21 protein-coding genes are annotated in these 26,478 nt (G+C 71.5%); 13 read left to right on the forward strand and 8 right to left on the reverse strand.

All coding sequences use genetic code 11. The features are described from left to right. Positions 1-168: 168 nt before the first annotated feature. A complete protein-coding gene (locus K1J60_RS47030; protein ID WP_398683089.1) occupies positions 169-873 on the forward strand; it encodes a WD40 repeat domain-containing protein in 705 nt (234 codons plus the stop codon). A 25-nt stretch (positions 874-898) separates the two neighbouring features. Continuing rightward, a complete protein-coding gene (locus K1J60_RS01570) occupies positions 899-1,825 on the forward strand; it encodes a PfkB family carbohydrate kinase (RefSeq protein ID WP_398683090.1) in 927 nt (308 codons plus the stop codon). Positions 1,826-1,858: 33 nt separating this feature from the next. Here the strand turns inward: K1J60_RS01570 and K1J60_RS01575 are convergent, their stop codons facing one another. Both K1J60_RS01575 and K1J60_RS01580 read right to left on the reverse strand, forming a co-directional pair. Next, the gene (locus tag K1J60_RS01575; RefSeq protein WP_220644548.1) at positions 1,859-2,917 is read right to left on the reverse strand and encodes an alpha/beta hydrolase; all 1,059 of its coding nucleotides are present in this window, start codon (positions 2,915-2,917) and stop codon (positions 1,859-1,861) included. Between the two features lie 395 nt (positions 2,918-3,312). Beyond that, complete coding sequence (locus tag K1J60_RS01580) at positions 3,313-6,675, reverse strand: alpha-L-rhamnosidase-related protein (protein ID WP_220644549.1); 3,363 nt, start codon at positions 6,673-6,675, stop codon at positions 3,313-3,315. 214 nt (positions 6,676-6,889) lie between these two features. On the opposite strand from K1J60_RS01580, the gene K1J60_RS01585 reads away from it, so the two are divergent. Continuing rightward, entirely contained in the window at positions 6,890-7,948 is a 1,059-nt protein-coding gene (locus K1J60_RS01585; protein ID WP_220644550.1) for a LacI family DNA-binding transcriptional regulator, read from the forward strand. Between the two features lie 335 nt (positions 7,949-8,283). Continuing rightward, complete coding sequence (locus K1J60_RS01590; RefSeq protein WP_220644551.1) at positions 8,284-9,258, forward strand: GNAT family N-acetyltransferase; 975 nt, start codon at positions 8,284-8,286, stop codon at positions 9,256-9,258. Between the two features lie 45 nt (positions 9,259-9,303). Here K1J60_RS01590 and K1J60_RS01595 read toward each other — a convergent pair whose 3' ends face one another. From K1J60_RS01595 to K1J60_RS01605, 3 genes are all read right to left on the reverse strand, one after another. Further along, a complete protein-coding gene (locus K1J60_RS01595; protein ID WP_398683091.1) occupies positions 9,304-10,563 on the reverse strand; it encodes an MFS transporter in 1,260 nt (419 codons plus the stop codon). 74 nt (positions 10,564-10,637) lie between these two features. Then, positions 10,638-11,303 carry an ArsR/SmtB family transcription factor gene (locus tag K1J60_RS01600; RefSeq protein ID WP_398683092.1) on the reverse strand — a complete coding sequence of 222 codons (666 nt, stop codon included), beginning with the start codon at positions 11,301-11,303 and terminating at the stop codon, positions 10,638-10,640. Between the two features lie 130 nt (positions 11,304-11,433). Then, a complete protein-coding gene (locus K1J60_RS01605) occupies positions 11,434-12,126 on the reverse strand; it encodes a TetR/AcrR family transcriptional regulator (protein ID WP_220644553.1) in 693 nt (230 codons plus the stop codon). A gap of 148 nt (positions 12,127-12,274) precedes the next feature. Between K1J60_RS01605 and K1J60_RS01610 the strand changes: the two genes are divergently transcribed. The 9 genes from K1J60_RS01610 to K1J60_RS01650 all read left to right on the forward strand — a co-directional run bounded on the left by K1J60_RS01610 (position 12,275) and on the right by K1J60_RS01650 (position 25,133). After that, positions 12,275-13,753 (forward strand): APC family permease, encoded by a 1,479-nt coding sequence (locus K1J60_RS01610; protein ID WP_220644554.1) that lies wholly within the window; start codon positions 12,275-12,277, stop codon positions 13,751-13,753. 101 nt (positions 13,754-13,854) lie between these two features. Then, positions 13,855-15,522: an amidohydrolase gene (locus tag K1J60_RS01615; protein WP_220644555.1), complete on the forward strand. Its 1,668-nt coding sequence runs from the start codon at positions 13,855-13,857 to the stop codon at positions 15,520-15,522. 188 nt (positions 15,523-15,710) lie between these two features. Beyond that, positions 15,711-16,850, forward strand: a complete 1,140-nt coding sequence (locus tag K1J60_RS01620; protein WP_220644556.1) for a LacI family DNA-binding transcriptional regulator — start codon at positions 15,711-15,713, stop codon at positions 16,848-16,850. Positions 16,851-17,187: 337 nt separating this feature from the next. Further along, positions 17,188-18,582, forward strand: coding sequence for an ABC transporter substrate-binding protein (locus tag K1J60_RS01625; protein WP_220644557.1), 1,395 nt, complete (start codon positions 17,188-17,190; stop codon positions 18,580-18,582). Position 18,583: 1 nt separating this feature from the next. Then, a complete protein-coding gene (locus tag K1J60_RS01630) occupies positions 18,584-19,504 on the forward strand; it encodes a carbohydrate ABC transporter permease (protein ID WP_220644558.1) in 921 nt (306 codons plus the stop codon). Next, a complete protein-coding gene (locus K1J60_RS01635; RefSeq protein WP_220644559.1) occupies positions 19,501-20,430 on the forward strand; it encodes a carbohydrate ABC transporter permease in 930 nt (309 codons plus the stop codon). The genes K1J60_RS01630 and K1J60_RS01635 overlap by 4 nt, the downstream gene beginning before the upstream one ends. 55 nt (positions 20,431-20,485) lie before the next feature. Next, entirely contained in the window at positions 20,486-22,624 is a 2,139-nt protein-coding gene (locus K1J60_RS01640) for a beta-galactosidase (RefSeq protein ID WP_220644560.1), read from the forward strand. A gap of 8 nt (positions 22,625-22,632) precedes the next feature. Beyond that, the gene (locus K1J60_RS01645) at positions 22,633-24,438 is read left to right on the forward strand and encodes an RICIN domain-containing protein (RefSeq protein WP_220644561.1); all 1,806 of its coding nucleotides are present in this window, start codon (positions 22,633-22,635) and stop codon (positions 24,436-24,438) included. A gap of 50 nt (positions 24,439-24,488) precedes the next feature. Beyond that, positions 24,489-25,133 carry a DUF6461 domain-containing protein gene (locus K1J60_RS01650; protein WP_220644562.1) on the forward strand — a complete coding sequence of 215 codons (645 nt, stop codon included), beginning with the start codon at positions 24,489-24,491 and terminating at the stop codon, positions 25,131-25,133. Here the strand turns inward: K1J60_RS01650 and K1J60_RS01655 are convergent. From K1J60_RS01655 to K1J60_RS01665, 3 genes are read right to left on the reverse strand one after another with little or no spacing between them, the layout of a single operon-like run. Further along, entirely contained in the window at positions 25,099-25,602 is a 504-nt protein-coding gene (locus K1J60_RS01655) for an HAD domain-containing protein (RefSeq protein ID WP_220644563.1), read from the reverse strand. The two genes, K1J60_RS01650 and K1J60_RS01655, sit on opposite strands and share 35 nt — an antisense overlap. Continuing rightward, positions 25,599-25,901 (reverse strand): helix-turn-helix domain-containing protein, encoded by a 303-nt coding sequence (locus K1J60_RS01660; protein ID WP_259407505.1) that lies wholly within the window; start codon positions 25,899-25,901, stop codon positions 25,599-25,601. Before K1J60_RS01660 ends, K1J60_RS01655 begins: the two co-directional genes overlap by 4 nt. Beyond that, positions 25,901-26,398, reverse strand: a complete 498-nt coding sequence (locus K1J60_RS01665; protein ID WP_220644564.1) for a DUF2975 domain-containing protein — start codon at positions 26,396-26,398, stop codon at positions 25,901-25,903. The genes K1J60_RS01660 and K1J60_RS01665 overlap by 1 nt, the downstream gene beginning before the upstream one ends. Between the last annotated feature and the right edge of the window lie 80 nt (positions 26,399-26,478).

The raw sequence follows: 26,478 nt of genomic DNA on the forward strand, positions 1-26,478 counted from the left end.
GCCGGGCGGTCGAGCCGGGCACTCCGGCTGTGGCGGCTCCACGTCGTTCGCGTTCGGTCACCGGTGCCGGACGGACAACTCCTGAAAATGCGGAGCGGCAGTGCGACCCGCGGCACGGGGGAACGAGGAGCCACGGGGAGCTGCCGGGCCCACCGGGGAGGGGCGGCGATGCCGCGCAGGGAGCGACCGCTGCACGACGACGGGGACGGTCCGTCAGTCGAATTCGCCACAGAATTAAGGCAGTTGGAGCGCACTGCCGGGAATCCGCCGTACCGGAGCCCGGCGGACCAGGCGCACTGCTCCATCTCGCCCCTCTCTTCCGCCGCGTCCGGACAGCGGCTGCCCACGCTGTCGGTGACGCCGGCCTACGTACGCGCCTGCGCCGGGGACACCGAGGAGTGGCGCGAGCGTCGGGCAGGACCGGGTCGGGCGAGCGGCTGCGGCGGGTGTCGGCCGCGACCGGTCGGGACAGGCACACGGCGGCAGGTGAACACGGTGGCGTTCGGCCCCGACGGACGAAACGACTGGCCACCGGAGGAGCCGACTTCACCGTACGGCTGGGACTCGAGCCGGGCGGGCCGGCCCAGCGGGACCCGGCGGCTCACCACGCACACCGACGCGGTCGACGCCGTCGCGTTCGCCCCCGACGGTCGCCGCCTCACCAGCGGTGGGACCGACGGCACCGTACGCCGGTGGGAGCCGGCGGTTTCCGGGGCCCCGCGCGAGGGGGGATGTGCTCAGGGGACACACCGGCAGCGTCCGGTCGCCGGCCTTCCGCCCCGGGGGCCGCACGCCGGCCGGCGGCGGCGAGGAGCAGAGCACCCGCCTCTGCGACCCGCCCGGGCGGCGTACCGTCCGACCTGCGGGGACTGAGCCCGCCGATCGTGAGGAGGACACCTTGGTGGAGTCAGGGGGCGGGGCGGCGGATGGGCGGAGGCGTCCGCGGGGGTTGTTCGTCGGGTTGTGCACGGTGGACGTCGTGCAGCTCGTCGACCGGGTGCCGGGGCCGAACGAGAAGCTGACGGCTCGTGAGCAGCTCGTGGCCGCGGGCGGCCCGGCGGCGAACGCGGCGGTGGCGTTCGCCCATCTGGGCGGTACGGCCACGCTGCTCACCGGGATCGGCCGCCATCCGCTGGGGGCCGCTGTCGCGGCGGATCTGGACCGGCTGGGCGTGACCGTGGTGGACCTGGCGGCCGACTCGGTCGAGCCGCCGGCCGTGTCCTCCGTGCTGGTGACCGCGTCGAGCGGCGACCGGGCCGTCGCCTCCACCAACGCGAGGGGCCGCCGGCTCGACCCGCCGGACGATCTCGACGCGTGGGTCGCGGCCTCGGACATCGTGGAGTTCGACGGCCACCACATGGAACTGGCCGTGGCCGCCGCCACCAGAGCGCGGGCGGCCGGTCGGCGCACCGTGCTCGACGGCGGCAGCTGGAAGGCCGGTACGGACAGGCTGTTGCCGTCGATCGACGTGGCCGTCGTCTCGGAGGACTTCCGTCCGCCCGGCAGGGACACACCGGGGTGCGGGCCGACCGACGCCCTGCGGTTCCTGCGCGACCACGGGGTCGTCTGGTCGGCGGTCAGCCGGGGCGGGCGGCCCCTCGTCTGGGCGGGGCCCGACGGCGGCGGCACGGTGGAGGTTCCCGTCGTGGAGGTCGCGGACACGCTGGGCGCGGGTGACGTCCTGCACGGGGCGCTCGCCCATGGCCTCGCGGGGCAGGACGGGCTGACGTCGCACGGCTTCGTCGGGGCCCTGCGCGGAGCGGCGGCGGTGGCCTCGCGGGCGTGCGCGTCGTTCGGGACGCGGGCGTGGATGCGGGGCGGTTGAGTGCACCGATCCGCCCGCAGCGGCATGTCGTGTTCACCGCTCTGCACACATATGAACGTCGTCGGCCTCCGTTCCGTCGCGGGAGGCCACGGTGGACGGCAGGGGGCTGACGGCGCGGGGGGCTGGGGTCGTCTCGCGGGCCACCAGGCAGTCTTCGAGGAACGCGAGCGCGCGCAGGTGATAGGCGCGGGCGGCCCGTCCGAGGCTGATGTTGTGTCCGGCCGCCGGTTGACGCTCGACGGTCACCTGCGGGGCGGCCGTGAAGTGCGCGACCAGATCGGCCAGGGCCTCGTCGTCATGGCGCCACCAGGCCTCGTGCTCGGCGAAGGTCAGCCGTACCGGCACGCGGACGCGCGGCGCGGTCGAGCGGAAGAGCAGCGGCCAGCGTGCCAGCTCGGCCCGTTCCAGGGCGGGCACGGGCTCGACGATCGAGCCGCTCTCCCGGAAGGTGCCCGAGGGATAGAGCCGCAGCGGCCCCCAGCTCCTGCGCAGTCGGCCGCCGTCGGGGGCGGTGGGCAGTTCGTGCGGCTCGACGGCGTACAGATGGCCGCAGCCCGAGATGTCGATCCCGAGCAGGTGCGGCGGGCCGGGATCGGCGGCCTGCGGCAGGTCGGCGGCTCGCGGCAGGTCGGCGGCTCGCGGCAGGTCGGCGGCTCGCGGCAGGTCGGCGGCTCGCGGCAGGTCGGCGGCTGCGGTGAGGGCCACCTTGCCGCCGTAGGAGTGGGCGAGCAGGAACAGCCCCGCGCCCGTGTCGTGCCGGGAGGCGAAGTCGCGCAGCGCCGCGCGCAGCGACACGGCCTGCTCCGCCAGCCCCTGCCCCTCGGGCAGCAGGGCGGCGGAATGCCGGTAGCCCGGCCGGTCCACGGCCAGGACGGTGTGGCCGAGGCTCGCCCCGAGCGTCAGCAGCGACTGCTGGGGGTGGGCCCGGCAGTCGAAGTAGCCCGCGTTCATGCCGCCGCCGTGCACCGCGACCACGACGGCGCGCGGGGAGCCGCCGGGCGGCTCGCTGAGCAGCGCGGAGAGCGGCAGCCCCGCCGCGTCCAGGGTGATCCCGCGTACCCCCTGCGGGGACTCGTGGGCCGGTCCGGTCATGGTCGTTCTCCTCCGCGGCCTCGGTGTCGGCGGGTGCGTGCGGGTCGTCGGCCGAGGTCAGGGTCTCCCGTCCCGCCGGTGGCCGCACCCGCGCCGTCGCGGGCGGGTGAACGACCGGGCCCTTGCGTCGGGGCGGGGCGCGGCGCGGCGCGCGTGTCGGCCGACCGGTCGGGTCACGGTACCGCGGGCTGTCGCCGCGCCGAAGACCGCTACCGGCAGGAAGCTGATCGGGAGTTCGCCGAGGCGCCGGGTCCTCGCCGTCGCGTCCCGGTTCACACCGCGGGAACGAGCTTGTCCGTGACGGGAGTCGACCACGGCGAAGGGCTCCCGCACGAGACGTACGAGGCCTGCGTCTCGTACTCGTGGGGAGCCCTTCTCCGCAAGGGGCGGAGCCGTCAGCCGACGCGGATCTCGGCGAGTTGCAGGCGGTACTTGGCGGACTCGTCGGTGGCGGGGCGGCCGAGTCTGGTGACCCTCAGCCGCAGGTGGCGGCCGGTGGCGGAGGTGAGGGTGTAGGTCTGGGCGGCTCCGTTGGGGTTGGGTTCGCCGGTGACGGTGCGCGCGGTGGTGTAGGAGGTGGCGCCGTCGAGGCGGGTCTGGATCGTGAAGTCGACCGGGAAGCCCGCCGTGCCGCCGCCCGCACCACTGGTGTCCGTGCGCGGGTGGAGGGTGACCGTGCCGACGGCCCGGTCCGCGCCGAGGTCGAGCTCGATCCACACGGGCGTGTCGCTGACATCGGCGGAGGCGAAGTCGATGCTGGTGAAGCCCTTGGCGCCGGCCGCGCTGGTGAGAGTGCCGTCCAGGACGCGGGTCTTGCCCCAGTCACCGTTCTCCAGCGTGCAGTTGCCGGTGACCGTGGTCGCGGCGGTGGGGACGGTGAGTTCGGCGAGCTGGAGGCGGTACTTGGCCGACTCGTCCGTGGCGGGGGCGCCGAGCCGCGTGGCCTGGAGCCGCACGTACCGGGCGGTCGTGGTCCTGAAGCCGTACGTCTGCACGCGGCCGTCGGGGTTGGCCTGCCCGGTGACGGTGCGGACGGTGGTGTAGGTGCCGCCGCCCTCGGGGCGGGTCTGGATCGTGAAGTCGACCGGGAATCCGGCCGTTCCACCTCCGGCGGCCGGGGTGTCGGTGCGGGGGAAGAGGCGTACGGCGTCGAGGTCGGTGTCGGCGCCGAGGTCGACCTCCACCCAGACCGGGTTGGCGCCGACATCGGCGGAGGGGAAGTCGTTGCTGGTGTAGCCCCGCGCGCCGCTGACGCTGGTGAGCTTGCCGTCGGTGAGCCGGTTCCTGCCCCACTCACCGTTCTCCAGGCTGTTGTTGCTGGTGACCGGACGGGCGAGCGCGAGGTTGTCGAGCCGGCCCGCTCCGGTGACCGTGAGCGTCCACGCGCCCGGCTGGAGCAGGAAGTAGACGTACGAGGCGTCCTTGCCGTCGTAGGTCAGCCCGCTGACGCCGCCGGTGGCGGAACCGCCGCTGAAGACCGTGGTGTCGCCCGCCTTGACCACGGGCTGCGCGCCGCCGTAGGTGGGCACGCCCACCCGGGCGGTCGTGCCGCCCGGCGATGTGAGGGTCAGGGTCGCCCTGGTGCCGTCGCGGGTGATCCCGAAGCGGATGTCGCCCTTGCCCGTGGGGACGACTGTGTTGATCTTCGTCAGAGTGCCGGTCTGCGGGACCACCTCGTACCTGCTCCAGCCGGGCGCGGTCGGGCGGACGCCCGCGGCGTAGGCGGACAGGGCGTACAGGGGGCCGCCGTTCCAGGCGTGGTTGTCCGTGCCGGCGGCCTTGTCCCACAGCTCCCACAGGGTGTGGCAGACGGGGTCGGTGACCTGGGCGGCGAAGCGGTTGCGCATCCGCTCCTCGGCGACCGTGGCCGCGCCCATGAGGTAGAGCGCTTCGAGGACGTAGAACTCCATGTACGGGCTGGCGTTGAGGTGCGTGCGCAGCACCTCGGTGACGGCCTTGTGGCGCGAGGCGGGGGCCAGGCCGGCGACGACGGCGAGGCCGTTGGCGCGGTCGTCGGTGTCACGGGTGTAGCCCGGTGAGCGGTACTCGCCCCGGGAGGAGTTCCACAGGACGCGGTCGAAGTTGGCCTTGATGCTGTCGCGCCGCGACTTCCAGCCCGCCACGTCGCCGGTGTTGCCGCTGAGGTCGGCGAGCTTGGCGGCGGTGTCCAGCGCGAGGTAGTACCAGCAGTTGTCGAGGACACGGGCGTCGATGTCGTTCCCCCAGTCCTCCCAGTCCCAGTCCCCCGCCCGGTGGTTGACCAGGCCGTCGCCGTCCAGGGTCCACAGGTCGAGGTACTTCTTCACCGCCGGGTAGGCGCCGGTGACGGCGCTCTCGTTGCCGGTGTAGAGGTAGTACGTCCAGAAGGACCACACCGAGGCGAGCATCTGGACGGGCAGTTCGGCGGTCCAGATCGTCGAGGGCACCGGGGAGTACAGGGCGCCGCCGGACTTCTGCCAGGCGGCGAGCTGGGCGATGGCCTTCTCGCCGAGGGCGTGGGACCTGGTGTCGAAGGTGTAGAAGCCCTCCTTGAGCTGGTTGACCACGTCCCCCCACCACTGGGCGCGCTCACGGGTGGGACAGTCCATGTAGTTGTCGCGCATGTTGACGTACATCGTGCGCGCGGCCTTGGTCCACAGCGTGTCCAGGAAGGGGTCACTGCTGCTGAACGACCCGGCGAAGTCGGTGTCGTAGCCCGACTCCCGGTACTTCAGCTCCAGGATCGTCACGTCGGCGGGGATCGTGTACCGCACCGCCGTACCGCTCATCCACGCCAGCGACTCGAACTCCTGCACCCCGCCGGCGCAGATGTAGGTGGCGCGCATGTTGTACTGCGTCCCCGGCTCGATCCCGGTCAGGCCCGCGCCGTCGTCGTAGTGGTCGGTCTGGATGCCGATCACGGCTCCGGCCGGTGCGTCCACCTTCAGGAACGGGGTCACCTGGATGTTCGACGGCAGCGTGGCCGAGATCCCGGTGGATCCGCGCCCCGTGGTCGGCAGCGACGAGGCGTTGGTGTACGTCCTCAGGCCGGAGTAACGGAACTGCGGGATCGGGCGCTCGACGAGGCCGTTCCAGGGTGCGGCGCCCGCGGCGCCGAAGTCGGTCGGCGCGGTCCAGGCGCTGTCGTCGAACCCGGGCGACCGCCAGCCGGACATGACGGCGGCGGCGCGGGCGTCGTAGTGCACATTGGACTCGGGCAACCGGAAGTTGACCTGCGTACCGCTGGTGTTGTTCGAGTAGCCGGGGTGGACTCGGTGCTTCCAGCCGGTGTCGCTGACCAGCCGGGTGGTGTTCGCGCCGACCTCGATGGCCGACTGGAACAGCAGCCCGCCCTTGCCGCTGCTGTTGTGCGAGAAGCCCTGCTTGCCGAAGTACCACACCAGCAGCGCCACGGTGTTGCCGCCGCTCTTCAGGTACGGGGCAAGGTCGATCTCGTCGTAGTAGGTGTCCGTGCGGTTGGGGCCGCGCTTGAGCCCGCCCTCGAAGACCACCAGGGTGCCGTTCACCCACAACCAGTACTTCGAGTCCGCCGCGATCTGCGTGACCGCCTTCGAGGGCGCCGCGGCGAGGGTGAACGATCTACGGAAGGCCACCCACTGGTTGGTGGCGCTGGTCGGGGCCCAGATCCACTTCGCGGTCCAGGAGACGGCTGCGGACGCGGTGGACGCGAGCCCGGGCAGCACAAGCGAGCCCAGGGTGGGCGCGAGGGCCACGGCTACGGCCGAGCGCAGGGTGGACCGGCGTGTGATGTCGGGCATGGCGGCTCTCCTACGGCGATGACTCGGTGCGGGTTGCGGCGGCGGATTGAATCGATTCAATCCGAGACCGTATGCGGCTCATTCGTAAAACGTGCCACACGGGGAACGCCCAAAGATTGAGGCGAGGAAGGCCGAGTCGTCAAGGAGTCTGCGAGTAACGTTCCGAAACGCCGACGAGGCAGAGCGGTGCGTGACGACGGAGGTGGGTCCCCCAGTGCAATCAACCGGCGGCTCGAAGCGAGTCACGATCGCCGATGTCGCGCGCAGCGCCGGGGTGTCCACCTCGGCGGTGTCGAAGGTGCTCAACAACGCCTACGGGGTGAGCCCGGCGATGCATGAGCGGGTGCGGACGGCGATGGCCGAGCTGGGCTACCGCCCGCACGCCGCCGCGCGAGGCATGCGGGGGCGTACGTACACGCTCGGCGTTCTCCTCGCGAGCATCCGCAACGCCTTCTACGCCGACCTCCTGGACGGCGTGAACACGGCGCTGCGCGAGACCGAGTACGCGCTCTTCCTCGGCTCCAGCGGCTCGTCCGAGATGGAGGACCAGACCAGGCTGATCCACGCCATGGTGGACCGGCGGATGGACGGCCTGATCCTGATCGCGCCCGCCGTGCGGCGCACGGAGGTGGTGCGCCTCGCGGCCGAGGTACCGACGGTGGTGATCGGCCACCACGACCCCTCCCCGGCGTACGACTGCGTGGTCAACCAGGACGGCACGGGCGTCGACCTGGTCATCGACCACCTCGTCGGCCTCGGGCACCGGGACATCGCCCACCTGTCGCATCCGACGGTGCGCGGCACCCAGTGGGAGCAGCGGCCCGAGCACCACGTCCGGGCCGCCTACCGTGCGGCGATGGCCCGGCACGGGCTGGCCGACCTGGCCCGGATCGTGCACTCCGGCTACTCCGACGAGGGCGGCTACCGGGGCGCGAGGGAACTGCTCACCTCCGCGCGCCCGCCCACCGCGATATTCGCCGGCGCGGACGTCGCCGCGACCGGCGTCTTCCGGGCCGTCGCGGAGCTGGGTCTGCGCATCCCCGAGGACCTGTCCCTCGCGGGATACAACAACACGTCGGTCGCGGCGCTGGCCCCGGTGAGCCTCACCAGCGTCGACCAGGCCGGCGCCCTGATGGGCGAGACCGCGGCCCGACTGCTGCTGGAACGTGTCGACGGACGACGCGACCGCGCCGTGGTCACGGCGTCGATCCCCCACCTGGTGACGCGGGGCAGCACGGCCCCGCCCCGTCGTCGGCCGCCGGCGCTCCGATAGGCCCCGTAGAACGTGGAACGTTCCACGCCGTCGGCCGACGTCAGCTGACGTCATCGGGCGCGCAGGGGGCCAGGGCCGACCACGAAGCCGGCGGTGACGGGCACCCTCCTGTCCGCTCGGCGTGGAGGGCCGTCGCGTCCTGTCCGATCGGCGCTCGATGGTCCTCGCCCGAGGGGCTCGCTCCGGGCTCGCTCCGGGCGGAACACGGCTCGGCGTCGGCGCAGCGGTCCGCGTTCCGGTCCTGACCCGCCTCCTCGAGGTGGGGCCGAAGCTGTCGCTTCGCCCGCGGCGCACGTCCGTGGTGCGATGGAACCGGGGCGGAAAGGAGAGCGATCATGCCCGCAGCGAAGCGAACGAGTGTCGCCGCCTCGGTGTCGGTCCGCCCGCTGGCCGAGCCGGACCTGGACCGGGCCGACGAGATCTTCAGGATCGCCTTCGGAACCTTCCTCGGGGCCCCGGAGCCGGAGACGTTCTTCGGGACCGCCGACTATGTCCGCACCCGCTGGGCGGCAGATCCACACGCGGCCTTCGCGGCGACCGTCGAGGGCGAGGTCGCCGGATCGAACTTCGCGACCGACTGGGGCAGCGTCGGGTTCTTCGGCCCGCTGACCGTCCGTCCGGACCTGTGGGACCAGGGCATCGGCAGGCGTCTGATGGAACCGGTCATGGCCTGCTTCGACACCTGGGAGAACCGCCACCTCGGACTGTTCACCTTCTCGCACAGTCCCAAGCACCTCGAGCTCTACCGCCGGTACGGCTTCTGGCCCCGCTTCCTCACAGCCATCATGAAGAAGCAGGTCACCGCCAGTGCCGCGGTTTCCGGCCGCGTGCTGTACAGCGGGCTGACCGCCCCCGAGCGGTCCGAAGCACTGAGCCTCGGTCGCGCACTGACGGGGGCCGTGTACGAGGGCCTGAGTTTGGAGCGCGAGATCATGGCCACACAGGCGCAGGGGCTCGGCGACACCATCCTCCTGGAGGGCGCCGGCTCGGATCTCGACGGTCTGGCCGTCTGCCACTGCGGAGCGGGGTCCGAGGCCGGGGAGGACGTGTGCTTCGTCAAATTCGGCGCCGTACGCCCCGGCCGGGACGCCGCGGACCGGTTCGAGCGGCTGCTGGACGCGTGCGAGCAACTGGCCGCCGAGAGGGGGCTGGGGCAACTGGACGCCGGAATGAACCTGGCCCGCCAGGACGCCTACCGGTCCATGGTCGACCACGGTTTCCGCACCTGGCTGCAGGGCGTGACCATGCACAAGCCCAACGAACCTGGCTACAGCCACCCGGACGCCTACGTGATCGACGACTGGCGCTGAGTCGATCGCCACGCTCGGCTTCGGGGAGCTCCCGCTTCCCCTGTGTCACGTCGTGGCTTTGGTGTTGGGCCGCGGAGCGCTTTCCTCGGGGTGCCTGGGTGCGGTGCTCCTCCCTGTCCTGCGGTCCATCTCTCGCCACTCCGGCCGCAGCCCCACCAGGTTCGTGGTGAGGAAGTACGCGGCCCCGCAGACCAGCAGCACCGGCACGAGTCCGGCGGAGGACACCACCGCCCCCGCGATGAGCCCGCCGAGAGGGATACCTGCCCAGGCAAGCGAGTCGCCGAGCGCACTGACCCGGCCCAGCATCGGGCGTGGGACCCGCTCGATGAGGACGGCCCCGATCACCGGGTTGAGGAAGCCCGCACCGAATCCACTGACCGCGAAGACGGCCAATACCGCTCCCAGCGGAGCGTCGGAGGCGAGGATCAGGAATCTTGGGGCACCGGCCAGCAGGAACCCGGCGAAGAACACGAGTCGGCGGCGCAGCCGGTGTGCGGCCATGGCCGCGATCAGGCTCCCTGCAACCGCCGCGGCCCCCATCGCGCCGCCGGTGAGACCGATCGCCGTCGGCCCGTTGCCGGACTCCTTGGCCCAGACGGGCATGAGAACCGTCGTGAACGCGGCGTCGAGCAGGTTGGTGATGCCCACCATGACGATGACGGTGAGCAGCAGCGGCTCGGTACGCAGGAAGGCGAAACCTTCGCCGAAGCGTTTCCAGTAGCCCGCCCTTGTCTCCCCTGCCCGCGACGAGGCGCCCTCGGCCGGCTCTCCCACTCGGCGAGGCAGCGCCAGTGCGATGATCACCGATCCGAGAGCGAAACAACCCGCGTTGACGAGAAGCACTGTCAAGGGGCCCAGGAGCGCCACCAACGAGCCACCGGCGACCGGTCCGACGGTAGAGGCGAGCCGCTCGGTCGCGCCGGACAGGCCGGTGGCCCGCTCCAGCCGCACCCCAGCGCGCTCGGCCGCTTCCGGGACCATGACTTCCTTGGCCAGGTCTCCGGGTCCGCGGGCGCCACCGATCACCGCGACCAGGACCAGCAGCAGCGGGAAGGACAACAGGTGCAGGGCGTGGAAGAGCGGGACGGCGGCGACGGCGGTCGCGCTGGTGAGGTCCGTGGTCCAGGAGACGGTCCGTGGGCCGACCCGGTCCACCAGTGGTCCGGTGAGCGCCTTGACCACCACGTAGGGAGCCACCTCGAAGAAGGCGACCAGCCCCGTGCGGGTGGCGCTGTCGGTCGTGACCAGGACGAACCAAGGCAGTGCGAGCGCCGAGACCCGGGTACCGGTCAGCGACACGGCCATCGCCGCCAATACCCCGCCCAGAGGCCGTAAGGACCGCCTTCTGGACATGTCGTCAGCGGCTAAGGCGTCCCCCGTCACGACGTCTCCGCTCCTGCCACGGTCTCCGGACCGGAGTGCACCTCCGGCGCGGCGGGCGCGTCCAGTTCCGGCAGGATGTGTGCGATGACGCCGACCCGCTGGGCCCCCTCGGGGGCAGTCGCCGCCGCCTCGGGCGTGTCTTTCCGGTACCGGGCGATCACGTCCCTCAGTTCCTGCCGCATGCCGACGGCCTCTTCGGGCGTGAGCCGCAAGGCCCAGTCGCTCATGTCGAAGGTGTCCCGCCACGCGCGGGGCATCGTCTGCAGCTCGTTCAGCGTCTGCTGAGCGCGCAGGGTGTAAGCGGTGGCGACGGACTGCAGAAAGGCCATGGTGGCCTCGGGCTCTCGATCGACCAGCTCTCGGTCGTTGAGCTCGGTCATCTGATGCACCGAACGCCACCAGCGCTCTCGCGCGTTGCCGCGCTCGGTGTCCTCCTCGACGAAACCAGCCGCGCCCAGCTGGCGCAGGTGATAGCTGGCCGTCCCGGAGTTGACCCCAAGCCGCTCGGCGAGTCGGGTGGCTGTCGATGGGCCGTACTTCCGCAGCAGCCCGATCAGCTGCACGCGCACCGGATGCGCCATGGCGCGCAGGCCCTTGGCGTCCAGAACAACGGAGTTCTCTTCAGCGCTCCGGCCGTCGGGCCTCTTCGTCACGTCGGTCACAGCACAGAGAGTAAACCGCAAAGGAGTCTTCGCAAAGAGTTCTTCGCGAAGAACTCTTTGCGAAGACTCCTTTGCGGCAAACCCTTGCAGTTCGGAGCGAAGGCGACGTCCGCAGCAGACGAACCCGCGTTCATCTCCCCGGCGCACGGGCCGCCAACGCCTCCAGCAGCAGGTCGACCGCGTCCTCGAAGGAGCTGTCGCCCATGCTGCGCAGGCTGTGGCGTACGGCGGTCAGGGCCGGGTACGACGCCGGATCCAGCCCCTGGTAGACCTCGCTCCACGCCCTCTCGTCCGCCTCGCGCTGCCCGCGCGGGAGCGCCAGGAGAGCCGCCTCCATGGCCGCGTGACTGAGCACGGTGTCGATGAACGTCAGATACATGCGGGGCGCGTCGGCGGGCCCGAAGCCCGCCGCGAGCAGCAGGCCGATGCCGGTGTCCACGGCGCGGATCTCGTTCGGGCGCCGGGTGACCCGGTACGAGGCGAAGGCTGCCGCGCGAGGGTGGGCGAGATACCCGTCGCGGACCCGCAGCGCCATGTCGCGCAGGGCGGCCACCCAGTCGTCCCCGGGGACGAAGCCCGCCATCGCGTCGCCGATGATGCGGTCCGCGATGGCGAGCACCAGGTCGTCCGTGCCGTGGAAGTAGCGGTAGAGGGCGCTGGGGTCGCAGCCCAGGGCGGTGCCGAGCCGGCGCACACTGAGGGCCTCCGGGCCGTGCTCACCGATCAGCCGCAGCGCGGTCTCCACGATCAGCTCCTCCGACAGCACGACGCCCGAGCGGGTGGGGCGGCGGCGGCTGCGTTCCTGCGGGACACGGGTGGACATCGAGGGACTCCTGTCGGTCGGGAGGCGTACCGGCAGTGAAGGGGTCGGGTGCCCTTATGTCAACAGCATTGACGCAAGACGAACGCCGGGTGTTCCATCACAGTCCCGCGCGGCTCTCACCTCGTCACCCTCCCCACGAGGAGCCTCCATGTCATCCACCCCACTGCGCCGCTCCCTCGGCGTGGTCGACGGCGTCGCCATCGCCGCCTCCAGCACGGCCGCCACCACCAGCATCGCCATCGGCATGGGCACGATCGCGACCATCGTCGGCCTCCAGGGGCCGGCCCTCCTGCTCCTCGCCTTCCTGCCCGTGCTCGGCATCGCCACCGCCTATGCGCGGCTCAACCGCTCGGAGCCGAACTGCGGCAACGGCTACGCCTGGGTCGGCAGGACCCTCGGACCGTGGCCCGGCTTCCTGACCGGCTGGGTCACCATCGCCGGCTCGGTCGTCTTCTGCGCCTACACCAGCGCCGTCATGGGTTCGGTCGTCCTGATCTTCGCCAACAAGGCCGGACTGAACAGCCTGGCGGGCATCGCGCTGGATCCGACGTCCACCGGCGTCAGCACGGCCGTCGGGCTGGTGCTCCTGCTCGGCCTGACCGCCCTCGCCGTCACCGGCACCCGTGCCACCACCCGCTTCCAGTTCGCGCTGCTGGTCTTCGAGTACGCCGTGCTCATCGCTTTCTGCGGCTGGGCCCTCGTCACCGGCGAACAGTCCTTCTCGCTGTCCTGGTTCAACCCCTTCGAGATCGCCGACGGCACCACCTTCGCCCAGGGCATGGTCCTCGCGGTGTTCTTCTTCTGGGGCTGGGACGCGGCCTTCAGCGTCACGGAGGAGACCCGGAAGCCGGGTGACGCCGCCCGGGGCGGCCTGATCGCGCTGTTCGCGATGCTGGGCCTGTTCCTCTTCGCCTCCGTCGCCTTCCAGCGGGAGATGAGCCTCGCCGAGTTGATCGAGAACGGTCCGCAGGCCCTGCCGTACCTCGGGCAGAAGCTGGCCGCCGAGCCCTGGGCCACGCTGCCCCTGATCGCCCTGATGTTCTCCGCCGCGGCCTCGGTGCAGTCCACGCTCATCCCGACGGCACGCGGGCTGCTCGCGATGGGCCGGGACCGCACGATGGGCCCGCTGTGGACCCGGGTCCACCCGCGCTACGGCACCCCCGCCGCCGGCACGGTCGTCGTCCTGGCCGTCGCGGCCTCGATCGCCCTGCTGGCCGTCGCCCTGCCCCGGCTGAGCGACATGCTGCTGGCCGCCGTCAACGCCATCGGCCTGCTCGTCGCCCTGTACTACGGCCTCACCGCGCTCGCGTGCGCCGTCCGCTTCCGTTCCGCCCGGCACGAGGGGGTGCGCGCGGCGGTGCTCGCCGTGGGTGTGCCCGCCGTGTCCGGACTGATCCTGCTCGGCCTCGGCGGCTACCTCGGATACTCCTACCTGACGATGAGCGACCACTTCGAACTGAGCCCGGACAACGGGTGGTTCATGTTCTCGCTGCCCGCCGTCATCGTCCTGGTGGGTCTCGGGATGGCGGCCGTCGCCAAGTACGTCCGCCGGTCGCCGTACTTCGCCACGGGACGCGGCACCGACGCCGAGGCCATCACCCTGCCCATGGACCGCACGCCCGTCTGACCGCCCGCGCCCGTCCGACCCGCACGCCCCGTCCGACCCGCGTGCTCGTCCGACCCGCGCGCCCCTCCGCCGCCCCTCCATCGCCCAGGGAGTTCTTCCGCATGCCCCAGTCCCAGGTCACGGGCCCCGCCGACCTCGTCCTCACCGGCGGGCCCGTCCACACCGTCGATCCCGCACGCAGCCGCGCCACCTCCGTGGCCGTGCACGGCGGACGGATCACGGCCGTCGGCCACGACGAGGTGCACGCCCTCATCGGGCCCGGCACCGAGGTCGTCGACCTCACCGGGAAGCTGCTGCTGCCCGGCTTCCAGGACGCCCACGTCCATCCGCAGGGCGCGGGCCTGGAACTGGGCCTGTGCCACCTCGCCGACACCGTCGACCCCGCCGAGTACCTGCGGCGGATCCGGGCGTACGCCGACGAGCACCCGCACATCGAGTGGATCACCGGCGGCGGCTGGTCCCTGGAGGCCTTCCCCGGCGGCGCCCCCACCGCCGCCGCGCTCGACGCGATCGTCCCCGACCGGCCCGTCTTCCTGCCCAACCGCGACCACCACGGCGCCTGGGTCAACACCCGGGCCCTGGAGCTGGCCGGGATCGACGCCCACACCCCCGATCCCGCCGACGGCCGTATCGAACGCGCCGCCGACGGCCGCCCGACCGGGATGCTCCAGGAGGGCGCCGTCCATCTCGTCGGCCGGCTGGTGCCCGAGCCGACCCCCGAGGAACAGCTGGCCGCCCTGCTGCGCGCCCAGGCCGTGCTGCACTCCCACGGGGTCACCGCCTGGCAGGACGCCATCGTCGGCGCGTACGCCAACATGACCGACCCCGCACCCTCGTACCGCGCGGCCCTGGACCGGGGGCTCCTCACCGCCCGCGTCGTCGGCGCCCTGTGGTGGGACCGGGAGCGCGGCGCCGAGCAGATCCCCGAACTGCTCGCGCGGCGCGCGGAGTTGAGCGTGGACCGGTTCCGCGCCGGCACAGTGAAGATCATGCAGGACGGCATAGCCGAGAACCACACGGCCGCGATGCTCGACCCCTATCTCACCGGCTGCGGGTGCGCCTCGGACGGCAGCGGCATCAGCTTCGTCGAACCGGGCGAGCTGAAGAAGTACGTCACCGAACTCGACGCGCTCGGTTTCCAGGTGCACTTCCACGCCCTCGGCGACCGCGCGGTGCGCGAGGCGCTCGACGCCGTGGAGGCCGCCCGCGCCGCCAACGGTCATCGCGACACCCGCCACCATCTGGCGCACCTCCAGGTCGTGCACCCCGACGACGTACGACGGTTCCGGGCGCTCGGTGCCACCGCCAACCTCCAGATGCTGTGGGCCGCCCACGAACCCCAGATGGACGAGCTCACCCTGCCGTTCCTCGGCCCCGAACGCGGCGCCCGGCAGTACCCGTTCGGCGATCTGCTGCGGTCCGGGGCCACGCTCGCGGCGGGCAGCGACTGGCCGGTCAGCAGCCCCGACCCGCTCCAGGCCGTGCACGTCGCCGTCAACCGCGTCTCACCGGACGCTCCCGAGGGCACTCCGGAGTTCCTGCCCGGACAGCGCCTCGACCTCGGCACCGCCCTCGCCGCGTACACGGCGGGCAGCGCCTACGCCAACCACCTCGACGCCCTGACCGGCAGCATCACCGTGGGCAAGGCGGCCGATCTGGTCGTCCTCGACCGTGACCCGTTCGCGCGCCCGGCCGACGAGATCGCGGCCACCCGGGTCCTGCAGACCTTCGTGGACGGAGCACGCGTCCACGCGGCACCCGACGCGTGACGGCCCCGACCCCCGAGGACCCGCGCCCCACGGCTTCCGGGGCGTAGGTCCGGCCGCACGGATCCATGCCCGACCCCTTGACGGCAGTCGTGTGACTGCGTAGACATGACTACGCAGACATGACAGCGCAGTCAGAAGGGCGATGTCTGACATCATGGGGTCGGTTCGTGCGGTCACCGGGAGGCATCATGACGCGAGGTACAGGGCGGGGCGGGAGCCCTGCGGCGCCGAGCAGCACGGATGTGGCACGGCTGGCCGGGGTGTCGCAGAAGACCGTGTCGAGGGTCTTCAACGACGAACCGTACGTCTCCGCCGACGTGCGCCGACGCGTCTCGGAGGCCGCGGAACGGCTCGGTTACCGGCGCAACAACGCCGCCCGGGCGCTGGCCTCCGGGCGGACCCGCTCCATCGGGGTGGTGACGCTGGGAACGGCCCTGTACGGGCCGGCCTCGCTGCTCATGGGCGTCGAGCGGGTCGTCCGGGACACGGGTTACGCGCTCCGCGTGGTCAACACGATGGAAGGCGACCCGGCCGGGATCGCCGGTGCCGTGGACTCACTGCTCGACCAGGGAGTGGACGGCATCGTCATCTCCGAGCCGATCGACGAGGCGGGCGGGAACGGGGACATGGCTCCGCGGGTCGGCGTGCCGGTGCTGGTCATCGGCGCCCCACCGTTCGTCACCGCGCCCGCGGTGCTGAACGCGGGTGACGGCGCCGACCTGATGGCACGTACCGCCACCGAGCACCTGCTGGCGCTGGGCCACACGACGGTCCACCATCTCGCGGGCCCGCAGCGGTGGTACGCCGCCCGGGACCGTCTGGAGGGATGGCGGGCGACCCTCACGGCACACGGGAAGGACGTGCCCGAGGTCGTCACGGGTGACTGGTCGGCCGCGTCCGGCTACACGGCCGGACGCGCGCTGGCCGAGGACGGGGACGTCACCGCCGTCTTCTCCGCCAACGACGACATGGCGATCGGTCTGGTCCGCGCGCTGACGGAGGCCGGACGCCGGGTGCCCGAGGACGTCAGCGTCGTCGGATTCGACGACATCCCGGTCGCCGCCTATGTGACTCCTCCCCTGACCACGGTGCGACAGCCGTTCGACGCCGTGGCGCAGGAAGGGCTCAAGCGGCTCGTGCACGCCATCGAGAACCCCGACGCGGACCCACTGCCGCCGAGCGACCCCCCCATCGACCTGGTCGTCCGCGCCTCGACCGCGCCACCACCGAGCCGGACGACCCCGGCTCGCGGCCGGCGCACCCCAGCACGCCGCCAAGGGGGCACCCCCGCCGCCGCCCGTCCGGGAGGAGGAGCCCCACAGCACTGAAGACCCCCTCGCCCGCCCGGACATCACCGTCACGGCCGGCGCGTGACCCCGACAACGAGCCGCCGTACCCGTCACGCCCCCGTCGCTCCCGCGCACCCCTCACGCACTCGCCGTAGGGCCGCCCCCGTCACCCGCGGCGTGTCCTGAACCAGGTTCACGCGTCCGCCCCGGGTATCGACGCTCCCCCGCTCCCCCGCTCCCCCGCTCCCGACCAAGTCGGTCAGCCGCGCCGGGGCGCGTCGCGTCGCGCCCCGACAGCCCCACACACCTCCCGCACGTCTCCGTACGTCCGTCTCGGGCGTGCCGCCATCACCCTCGCCACCAGCCGGAGTTCACCATGCCCAGAAACGCGTTCACAGCCGCCTCCTCCTCCCCCATGAGCCGTCGGCTGTTCCTCACCACCACGGGTGCCCTGTCGCTCGGGGCGGCCCTGACCGCCTGCGGCGGCGGTGACTCCTCCGGCTCCTCCGGCTCGGCCGCGCCCGTCAGCAAGGCCGACATCGACAAGGCGATGAAGACGCCGACCGAGCTGACGTTCTGGACCTGGGTCCCGAACATCGCCAAGGAGATCGCGCTCTTCGAGAAGAAGTACCCGGCCGTCAAGGTCAAGGTCGTCAACGCCGGTCAGGGCACCCCGCAGTACACCAAGCTGCGCACGGCGCTGAAGGCCGGCAGCGGCGCCCCGGACATGGTGCAGATGGAGTACCAGGCGATCCCGACGTTCACCATCACCGACAGCCTGCTGGATCTGCGCCCGTACGGGGCCGCCGAGTTGAAGGACCGGTTCGTCGACTGGACGTGGGGTCAGGTCAGTGGCGCCAAGGGCGAGGTGTGGGCGATCCCGCAGGACACGGGCCCCATGGGTCTGCTGTACCGCGAGGACATCTTCGACAAGCACGGCATCGACGTGCCGGGCACCTGGGACGAGTTCGCCGAGGCCGCGCGCAAGCTGCACAAGGCCGACCCCGACGTCTACCTCACCAACCTCGCGGCCAACCAGCCCGCCGCCTGGCACGGACTGCTCTGGCAGGCCGGCGCCAAGCCGTACGCCACCTCCGGCAAGAGCGACATCACCATCAGCGTCGACGACGCCGTCTCCCGGAAGCTCGGCGCCTACTGGGGCGGGCTGGCGAAGGAGGGCGTGATCAGCGTCGACCCGGACTTCACCGACGGGTGGTACGCCGGCCTGAACAAGGGCAAGTACGCCACCTGGATCACCGCGGCCTGGGGCCCCGCCTTCCTCTCCGGCTCCGCCAAGGCCACCGCCGGCAAGTGGCGCGCGGCCCCGCTCCCCCAGTGGGACGCGGCCAAGCCCAACGCGGGCAACTGGGGCGGCTCGACCACCGCCGTCATCCGCTCCACCAAGAACCCCGTCGCGGCGGCCGTGTTCGCGCAGTTCCTCAACAGCGACCCGGCCACCGCCAAGATGTTCGCCACCGAGCAGTTCTTCTTCCCGGCGACCAAGGCCCTGCTCACCGACCAGGAGTTCGTGTCGGACGCGCCGTCCTTCTACGGCGGCCAGAAGGTCAACCAGGTCTTCGCCGACATCAGCGCCACCGTCGACCCCTCCTTCCAGTGGCCGCCGTTCCTCGACCAGGCGGCGACCGACTGGACCGAGACCGTCGGCAAGTCCCTCGCCGACAAGTCCGACACGGTCGCCGCCCTCGGCACCTGGCAGTCACGGATGACCACGTACGCCAAGAACCAGGGCTTCACCGTCAAGGGGAGCTGACATGGCCGTCACCACCCCGTCCACCGCCGAGGACCGCTCCCGGCCGGGCCGCCCGCGCCGCCACCGTTCGGCCGGACCGCTCTTCGTCGCACCGTTCCTGGTGCTGTTCCTGCTGCTCTTCCTCGCCCCGCTCGGGTACGCCGCCTACCTGAGCCTCTTCCAGACCCGTCTGATCGGCGGGACGGTCTTCGTCGGCCTCGACAACTACGCCCAGGCCCTCGGCGACTCCCAGTTCCTGCACGGAGTCGGCCGGGTGGCGCTGTTCTTCGTGGTCCAGGTCCCCGTGATGCTGCTGCTCGCCCTGCTGTTCGCGCTCGCGCTCGACAGCGGTCTGCTGCGTCTCTCCCGGGTGATCCGGCTGGGCATCTTCGTCCCGTACGCCGTGCCCAGCGTGGTCGCCGCGCTCATGTGGGGCTATCTCTACGGCCCGGACTTCGGGCCGTTCGCCCAGCTGAGCCGGAACCTGGACCTGCCGGCCCCGCACTTCCTCAGTGAGGGCTGGATGCTCGGCAGTCTGGCGAACATCGTCACCTGGGAGTTCGTCGGCTACAACATGATCATCCTCTACGCCGCCCTGCGCACCGTCCCGCACGAGTTGTACGAGGCGGCCGCGATGGACGGCGCCGGGGCCTGGCGCATCGCCTGGTCGATCAAACTCCCCGCGCTCCGCCCGGCGTTGCTGCTCACCCTGCTGTTCTCCGTGATCGGCAGCTTCCAGCTGTTCAACGAGCCGAACCTGCTGATGAAGATCGCCCCCGACGTCATCAGCAGCTCCTACACCGCCAACCTCTACGCCTACTCCCTCGCCTTCACCGGCCAGCAGGTCAACTACGCGGCCACGGTGTCCTTCCTCCTCGGCCTGGTCATCGTGATCGCCTCCTACGGAGTCCTGCTCACCGCGAACCGCAGGAGGACCCCGTGACCACGACGATCCCCGCGCCCCCGGTGACCAGGACCGCCAAGAAGCCGGCACGCCTCACCCACCGCAGGGCGAGCCCGGCCCGCCGCAGCACCCCGCTCACGATCGCCATGCTGGCGGCCCTCGCCTACTTCCTGCTGCCCCTGTTCTGGCTGCTGATCGCTTCGACCAAGAGCACCCAGGACCTGTTCAACAGCTTCGGTCTGTGGTTCTCCGACGCCCCGCAGCTGCTGACGAACACCAAGGAGACGTTCACCCAGGACGACGGCGTCTTCGTGCGCTGGCTGCTCAACACGGTCATGTACGCGGGAGTCAGCGCGGTCGGGGCCGCGCTGCTCGCGGCGGCGGCCGGGTACGGGTTCGCCAAGTTCCGGTTCCGCGGCGACCGGGCCGCCTTCAACCTGATCCTCGGCGCCGTCATGGTCCCGACCACCGCGCTGGCCATCCCGACCTATCTGCTGTTCGCGCAGGCGGGTCTGGCCAACACCCCGTGGGCGATCATCCTGCCGTCCCTCGTCAACCCGTTCGGCCTGTACCTGATGCGCGTCTACGCCGCGGACTCCGTCCCCGACAGCATCCTGGAGGCCGCCCGGATCGACGGTGCCGGAGAGGCCCGGATCTTCTTCCGGATCGCCCTGCGGCTGATGGCTCCCGGAGTGGTGACGGTGCTGCTGTTCACGCTGGTGGCGACCTGGAACAACTACTTCCTGCCACTGATCATGCTCAACGACCCCGACCTGTACCCGATCACCGTGGGCCTGGCCTCCTGGGCCGCGCAGGCCCAGAACGGCGGGGCTGGCGCCAGCAGCGACATGCTCGCGCTGGTCGTGACCGGTTCCCTGATCTCGATCGTCCCGCTGGTCGTGGCGTTCCTGATGCTGCAGCGCTACTGGCAGAGCGGCCTGGCCACCGGCGGGGTCAAACAGTAGGGCCACCGCCCTCGTAGCACTCCCCCCCCACCCTTTCTCTCGGAGGTTTCCCTTCATGGCGGCTCTGCCTGCCCGCGTCCTGTTCGGCGCCGCGTACTACCACGAATACCAGCCGTACGAACGGCCCGCCGAGCGGCTCAAGACCGACCTGGACCTGATGGCCGACGCCCATGTGACCGTGATCCGGGTCGGTGAGTCGGTGTGGTCCACGTGGGAGCCGGAGAACGGGACGTTCGATCTCGACTGGCTCCAGCCGGTCCTGGACGGCGCCCACGAGCGCGGCATCTCCGTCGTGCTCGGCACCCCGACGTACGCCGTACCGCCGTGGCTGGCCCGCCAGTACCCGGAGATCACGGGCGAGCGGCGCACCGGCGAGCGCATCGGCTGGGGCGCCCGCCAGGAGGTGGACTTCACCCACCCGGCGTTCCGCTTCCACGCCGAACGGATCATCCGCAAGGTGGTGGCCCGGTACGCCGACCACCCCGCCGTCATCGGCTTCCAGGTCGACAACGAGCCCGGTCTGCACCTCTTCCACAACCACGGCGTCTTCCAGCGCTTCGTGGACCACCTGCGCGCGAAGTACGGCGACGTGGAGACCCTCAACCGGGAGTGGGGGCTCGTCTACTGGTCGCACCGGCTGTCGACGTGGGCCGACCTGTGGACCCCGGACGGCAACGAACAGCCCCAGTACGACGTCGCCTGGCGGGAGTTCCAGGCCCGGCAGGTCACCGAGTTCATCGGCTGGCAGGCCGACCTCGTGCGCGAGTACGCCCGGCCCGAGCAGTTCGTCACCACCTGCATCTCCTACACCCGCCAGGGCGTGGAGGACGACGAGCTGAGCGCGCGTCTCGACGTCGCCTCGGGCAACCCGTACTACGACATGCAGGACGGCCTGCTGCTGCCCGACCCCACGCCCGACGGTCATGAGCAGAAGTGGAAGACGACCGGGGTGTGGGCGCTGTACCAGACCGCCGACTGGATGTTCTCCTCGCGCCAGGAGCCGTTCCTCGTCACCGAGACCAACGCCGGCTCGATCGGCATGGCCTGGGACAACCGCCCCGGCTACGACGGACAGTGGCGGCAGGCGGCCTGGGCGCTCGTCTCGCGCGGCGCGCGCATGATCGAGTACTGGCACTGGCACACCCTGCACTTCGGCGCCGAGACCTACTGGGGCGGCATCCTCCCGCACACCGGGCAGCCCGGCCGTACGTACGCCGAACTCGCCCGTCTCGGCGCGGAGTTCGAGGCGGCCGGTCCGCTCGTCGCCGGACTCGAACCGGACGCCGACATCACCCTGGTGTACTCGACGCCCAGCAAGTGGCTGATGCAGAAGTACCCGCCGCTCTCCGCACCGGACGGCGAACCGGACCCCGCCGCCTACCACCGGATCTTCGACCCGTTCTACCGGGGTGCCTTCGACGCGGGACGCCAGGTCCGGATCGTCCACGCCCGGCAACTGCACGACCCGAGCGGGGAGCGGGAGGGCCTGTCACCGGAGGAGGCCGTCCGCCGCCATCCGGTCCTGGTCGTCCCGGCGCTGTATCTCGCCGCCGACGCCACCCTCGACTGGTTCGCCGCGTACGCCGAGGCCGGTGGCCATCTGGTGCTGAGCCCGCGCACCGGGTACGCCGACCACGAGGCCCGGGCCCGTACCGAACCGGCCCCCGGGCGGCTGGCGGAGGCGGCCGGCGTCCACTACGACGAGTTCAGCAACCTGACGGGCGAGATCCCGGTGCGCCCGACGCCCGACAGCCCGCTCCGGCTGTCGGAGGGCGCGGCGGCGACGCGCTGGGCGGACGGGCTCACCGTCGACGACGCCGAGGTGCTGGCCGCGTACGACCACCCGCACTTCGGCCGCTGGCCCGCGCTCACCACGCGTGGGCACGGTGCGGGGCGGATCACGTACGTCGGTACGGTGCCCGACCGTCGCCTCGGGCGCGCGCTGGCCGAGTGGCTGGCGCCGGCCGCACGCCACGGCTGGGCGGACCTGCCGGAGTCGGTCACCGCGACCACCGGCACGGCCGAGGACGGGCGGCGCGTCCACATCGTCCACAACTGGAGCTGGGAGCCCGCGAGCGTCCCGGCCCCGATCGACCTCACCGACGCGCTGGACGGCACGTCCGTCGCGGCGGGCACGGCGGTGGAACTCGGCCCGTGGGACGTACGGGTCTTCGTCGCCGACGACCTCGACTAGGAGAAGCCATGCAGAGAAGACGAGCCGCGAGAGTGCTGGGGACCTTCACCGCGGCGTCCGCGCTGCTGGTGGTGCCCATGGCCAGTGCGGGGGCGTACAGCCCGACCGGTGGAGTCATGTACCAGCTCGGCGCCGAGGCCTGTCTGAAGGGACGGGGCAACTGCGCGGTCTACCCCAAGTCGGCGCAGCTGCCGAGCGGGCGTCTGGTCGCGTCGTTCGAGAAGTCCACCGTCGTCACGTCGACGGGCAGCGCCGACCGGCAGACCCTCCCGGTGTACAAGAGCGACGACGACGGAACGACCTGGCAGCCACTGTCCGAGGTGAAGGCACCGGCGTACCTGTCGAAGGATCCCCGCTACGCGAAGTACACGAGCAACTGGACCAACCCGTTCCTGTACGTACTCCCGCAGCAGGTCGGCAAGTTGAAGGCCGGCACACTGCTGCTGGCGAGTGTCGTGTCGGGCGACGACGCCTACTACCAGGAGCACAAGGCCGCCGACCCCGACTGGACGCCCTCCAACGACGGCGACCGCTCCGACATGGCGATCGCGCTGTACTCCAGCACCGACGACGGCCGGACCTGGAAGGTGGTCAACGTCGTCGCGACCGGCGGCTGGCAGGGCGGCAGCGCGGGCGCGGTCGGGCAGAACGTCGCGAGCGCCAACACGCACCGTCAGGTGGATCCCCTCTGGGAGCCGTACCTGATGGTCCACAAGGGCAAGCTGGTCTGCTACTACTCCGACGAGAACGACTACCTCGGCTTCGACCCGGCCACCGGCGTCCCGAGGCTCGACCCGGCGAACGACACCGCCAAGGACTCGCACGGCCAGATCCTGGTCCACAAGACCTGGGACGGCCGCAGCGCCAAGTGGAGCGCTCCGGTCGTCGACATCGCCGGGTCGACCCAGGACATGGGCGGCGGGAAGACGGAGATCGGCGGTGGCCGGCCGGGCATGACGAACCTCGTCCCGACGGCGGACGGCAAGTGGCTGCTCACCTACGAGTACTGGGGCGGCGGGGCCAACACCCGCTATCGCGTGGCGAACGACCCGCTGAAGTTCTTCCGGGGCTCCCCCACCGGCATGGGTGTCGACGCGCTGCCGGTGGTGTCCGGCTCCCGCCCGCTCGCGCAGGGCGGCAGTCCGGTGCTCATCCGCCTGCCCGACGGGCGCCTGGTCTACAACGCCGCCGGGAGCGGCGACGTCTGGGTCAACGACAGCGGACGCGCCGACGGCGCGTGGACGCAGTACCAGACGACCTCGCGGGCGGGGTACAGCCGCAACCTGCAGTACGTGGAGGACACCGGCCGGGTCGTGATCCTCAACAACCAGGGCACGTCGACGATCGCGTTCGCCGAGGTCGATCTCGGTGGCTCGGCCGGGGCCTACCGGAAGTTGGTGAACCGGAAGACCGGCCAGGTCATCGGTACCGGGAACAACACCACCGACGCGAACATCGGCAACGGGGACGTGCCCGACGTGGTCCTGGAGGACGCGGGGGCGGCCGCGGATCCGGACACCCAGTACTGGCACGTCGTCACCAAGTCCGACGGGGGTGTGACGCTGCTCAACAAGTCGGGGGGCCGGGCGGCGGCGATCTGGACCGGCAACGCGACGGCCGGGCAGCGGATCGGGCAGTGGGTGGACGACAGCGCCACGGGCACGTGGGAGGTCGTCAAGACCGGCGACGGTCGCATCAGACTGCGGTCGGTGAAGAACAAGGACCTCTACCTGACCGGTGGTTCGGCCGGGGCGCCGCTCACCCTGCAGAACGCGTCCACGGACGGTTCGCAGGAATGGAGGCTCGTTCGGTAGTGGGCCCGGAACCTTGACCTTGTCCCGGCGGAGACTGCCAGGATGATCCGATGACTGACGGACTCCGCTGGGTGTGCGAGGCGTACCCGTTCGGCCACACCCTCGTCTTCTGCGAGGGCCTCGCCCCGGAGCAGGTGCTCCTGCGCCTCGGCGCGCGAAGGGAGTCGTTCTTCCCGCTGACGCGCGTCGAGGCCCAGGAGATCGAGGTCCGCAACGCCGCCGACGAGCCCTACGACCTCGACCACCTCGACGACCTGGACGTGGCGGCCGTCGAGGAACGGGGGTTCCTGCGGCCGGAGGTCGACGCCGTGCTCCGGGCGGGGGCGATCGAGGGCTGGGCCTTCGCGGTCCAGGCCTCCACCTCGTACGTCTCCGCCCGCGACCACCTGCCCGCGCTCTCCCGTGGAACCCGTGTCGTCACCGCCTGCCGGGACGTGAACGCCACGCAACGGGTGGAGTACGCCGTCGACGGGCGGGTCCTGTCCTCCTTCGATCCCGGGCTCCCCGCCTACGACGACGGCGTCGACCCGGTGGCATTCGGTTGGCCGACCGCCGCCGGGAGCATGGCCTCGCCCCAGGTCATGGAGTGGTTGGAGCACCACTTCAGGCTGTGGCTGCCCAGGGCCTCCGAGCACCGGCGGCTGCCGGCGGCGGCTTTTGTCACCCGCCGCCCAGCCACCCCTCGACCACGGTGAAATCGGCGGCGGTCATGCCCACTTGGGGTTCGACCCGGTGCAGGAGGGCCCGCCCCGGGTGGTGCCGCGCCACCCAGGCGCGATCGAGGTCGGTGATCTCGTCGTCGACCCAGATGAACGGGCGTCCGGCCGCCGTGCGGACGAGGACCCGGGTCTTCCAGTGCAGCAGGTCCGCCCGGTCCTCCTCCGGCGCCTCCGGCAGGTCGACGACCGGCCACCGGGGAAGGCCGAGCAGCGGGGCGATCACCTCGTTGGCGTCGTCCATCCACGCGGTGGCCCACATCGGCTCGCAGATCAGCCGCCGCAGGCGCGGCCCGTGCGCGCGGTCGATCTTCGCCAGCTGCGGATTGGACGTGAGCTGCCAGTCGACCCACTCCTCGGCGGACGCGGGGAGCCGCCCACCGCCGTAGGGCAGGAGGGTGCCGTCGACGTCCAGGAAGAGCAGGGGGCGGTGCGTGTCAGTGGTCATGGCCGCACACCGCCCGTGGAGCCGTCGGTCTGCGTGTGGTCGTCCCTGGCCCTGAGACCGTCGGTGTCGGCGTGCCGGCCGGTGTCCGAAGGGTGGTCGCTCTCCCAGCGGAGCAGGTCTCCCGGCTGGCATTCGAGCACCTCGCAGAGCGCGGCGAGGGTGGTGAAACGGACGGCCTTGGCGCGGCCGTTCTTGAGCACCGCCAGGTTGGCCGGGGTGATACCGACGCGTTCCGCAAGTTCGCCCACGGACATCTTCCGCCTGGCCAGCATCACGTCTATGTCGACGGCGATCGGCATCAGATCACCTCGGCCAGCTCGGCACGCATCCGCGTCGCCTCGGCGTCACGGTTGACGGCCTGCGCGAGCAGCATCCGCAGGACGAGGACGATGAGCGCCATCCCCAGCACCGCCAGACCGACGCCGCCGAGCAGGAGCACGACGCCGGGGGCCACCGCCTCGCCCGGCGCCAGGACCACACCGAGCGCGAACACCAGGAGCGCCGCCGCCACCATCGCGCCGATCACCCCGTGCACGTACCGGAAGGCCGCGTGGGAGAAGACCGTGTCCCGCCGGACCATCGTCACCAGCCGCCACACACAGACGAGGACGACCTGGACGGTCACCACGCCGAGGACCACGATCACGAGCGTCGGCGTCCGGACGTGGGCCACATCCGCGTCGAGCCCTTCCAGATCCGCGGCCAGCAGCGGCACCATCACCGCCTGCACGAACACCGAGCCGACGAACAACCCCACGATCACGGCCCGCAATGCCAGCACCGTCAGCTTCCCCACGACACCCTCCTTCACGCCCACTCGACCAGCGATAGAAATCTATCGAGAATCGATAGGGTAGGCAAGGTGTGACCGTGACG

The organism is Streptomyces akebiae, assembly GCF_019599145.1.
Classification (GTDB): domain Bacteria; phylum Actinomycetota; class Actinomycetes; order Streptomycetales; family Streptomycetaceae; genus Streptomyces; species Streptomyces akebiae.